This window comes from Kitasatospora sp. NPDC057512, assembly GCF_042802135.1.
GTDB lineage: Bacteria > Actinomycetota > Actinomycetes > Streptomycetales > Streptomycetaceae > Kitasatospora.
Genome location: NZ_JBHVET010001098.1, coordinates 1 through 1,935 on the forward strand (window position 1 = coordinate 1; position 1,935 = coordinate 1,935).

Genomic DNA, 1,935 nt, shown 5'->3' on the forward strand with positions numbered 1-1,935 from the left:
ATCCCGAGCGAGGTGAGCCGCCCGGTACCGGCGACCGCGCAGGCCGTGTACCCGTCCGTGTGGGTGATGCTGCCCGTGACACCCGCCGGCCACCGGGGCGCCCCGCCGGGCCCGGGCAGCAGCGGCACCGGCGGGTGCCCGAGAGCGCCGAGCGCCTGGCGGGCCAGCGCCCGGGCGGTGGCGAACTGCCGTCGGCGGCGCGGCGAACGGTCCTGGATGTACGCCGCCTCCAACGGCAGCAGCCGCTCCTCGGACGGGGCGCCGAAGGCCTCGGCGCAGTGGACGTGGGGCGGGAGCAGCGCGGCCAGGACGCCGGCGGGGGCGGTGGTGGTCACGGTCGTCAGCGGCCGGCCGTGACCAACTGGTGGACGTGGTACGCGATGTGCTGCGGGGTCTCCAGCGGCACCATGTGGCCGGTGCCGGGAATCCGGTGCAGCTCGGCGTGCGGCAGCGCCGAGGCGAGCTCCTGGCTGAAGCTGGGCTTCACGATCTTGTCCTCGGTCCCGGTGATGACCGCCGTCGGCGCCGTGATCCCGGCCAGGCCCGCACGCTGGTCCATCTCCTGGGTCGACGCGAAACAGGCGGCCCGGACCGCCGGCGCCGTGCCGGCGAACAACCGGCGGTTGGCCTCCCGCGCCGCCAGGGTGGCGCTCGGCCCGTGCGTCCCGCCGAGCAGCCGACGGCCCAGCCACGGCGTCCCCAGGGCCCGGCTGAACAGCTTCGACCCCATCATCTTGACCTCGTTCGCCGGCGTGTTCTGCCCGTGCGAAGCCGTCGACACCAGAACAAGTCCGGCCAGCCGCTTGACACTTGCCCCACCCGTCGCGGCGGACGGCCCCGTCGCGGACAGCCCCGCCGCCCAGGCCAGCGCCGCGTACCCGCCACCGGAGTGCCCCACCACCACGACCGGCCGCTCCGGCGTGGTGAGCGTCCCGACCACGGTGTCCAGGTCCCGCGCCAGCCGCTCGATGCTGATCGGCTCCCGCCCGGCCGTCGAGGAGGCGTGACCGCGCTGGTCGTACGTGGCCACCGTGTGCCCGGCCGCCGCCAGCTGGTGCGCGGTGGCGTGCCACACGGTCCGGGACGCGGCCCAGCCGTGGACGAGCACCACCAACGGCCGGCTCGGGTCGGGTTCGCCCGGCTGGTGGACGGTGATGGCGAGCCGCGCGCGGTCGTCGGTGGTCGCGGCGTGGTCGGTGGTGGTGACGGCGTGCTGGGCGGGCAGCGTGTGGATCTCGGTGATGGTCACGGCGGGCCTCCTCTTCCTCTTCCTTTTCCTCTTCCGGTGACGGTTCTTACTTCTGGCTGTCGAGGTGGTGGCGGAGGTTGCTCAGGGCGCGCTGGGTGGCGGTGGTGTGCTTGGCGGTGAGGTTGGTGAGCTTGTGGAGGAACTTGGCGAGGCCGTGCGGCGTGGTGGCGAAGGTGACGGTGAGGAGGGTCTGGGCGCCGTCGTTGTGGGGCGTGAGCTGGTAGGTCGTCGTGCCGTGGAAGTGGCCGGTGTGGCTCTGGGTCAGCCGGGCGTCGGGCGTCGCGTGGGTGGTGGTGGAGGTGAACCGGAGCTTGGGACCGGGTTTCCCGACGCCACCCGTGTGGATGGTGGTCGTGGTGGTGCCGCCCTCCTGCTGGGGTCCGGTGGGCCCGGGCTGGTGGGTGTTGTGGGGGTGCCACCAGGTGGTCCTGCCGTTGAGTTCGTTGACGATGGCCTCCCAGACGGCGTGGGTGGGGTGGTCCAGGATGGCCCGGTCGGTGTGGTGGATGGCATGCATGGGGAATTCGGCCTTTCGGTCGGCGAATTGGGGCGTGCGACGGGGGATTTCCTATTCCTACGGACGCGTATTTCGGGTTGTTGTTTGTGTGTTAGGGGAAGATGTTTTGGCCGGGGGTGAGGGTGTGGGTGGGGTCGTAGGTGTTTTTGGCGGTGGTGAGGGTGGTGTA

Annotated in this window: 2 protein-coding genes and 1 pseudogene; all 3 read right to left on the minus strand. The window is 72.1% G+C overall.

Annotated elements, in window-relative coordinates:
- Window positions 1-335 (minus strand): annotated as a pseudogene (locus ACFU6K_RS37975) (4'-phosphopantetheinyl transferase); the annotation flags it as partial.
- Between the two features lie 5 nt (window positions 336-340).
- Entirely contained in the window at window positions 341-1,249 is a 909-nt protein-coding gene (locus tag ACFU6K_RS37980; protein WP_380671069.1) for an alpha/beta fold hydrolase, read from the minus strand.
- Window positions 1,250-1,295: 46 nt separating this feature from the next.
- Window positions 1,296-1,766: an SRPBCC family protein gene (locus ACFU6K_RS37985; RefSeq protein WP_380671071.1), complete on the minus strand. Its 471-nt coding sequence runs from the start codon at window positions 1,764-1,766 to the stop codon at window positions 1,296-1,298.
- Between the last annotated feature and the right edge of the window lie 169 nt (window positions 1,767-1,935).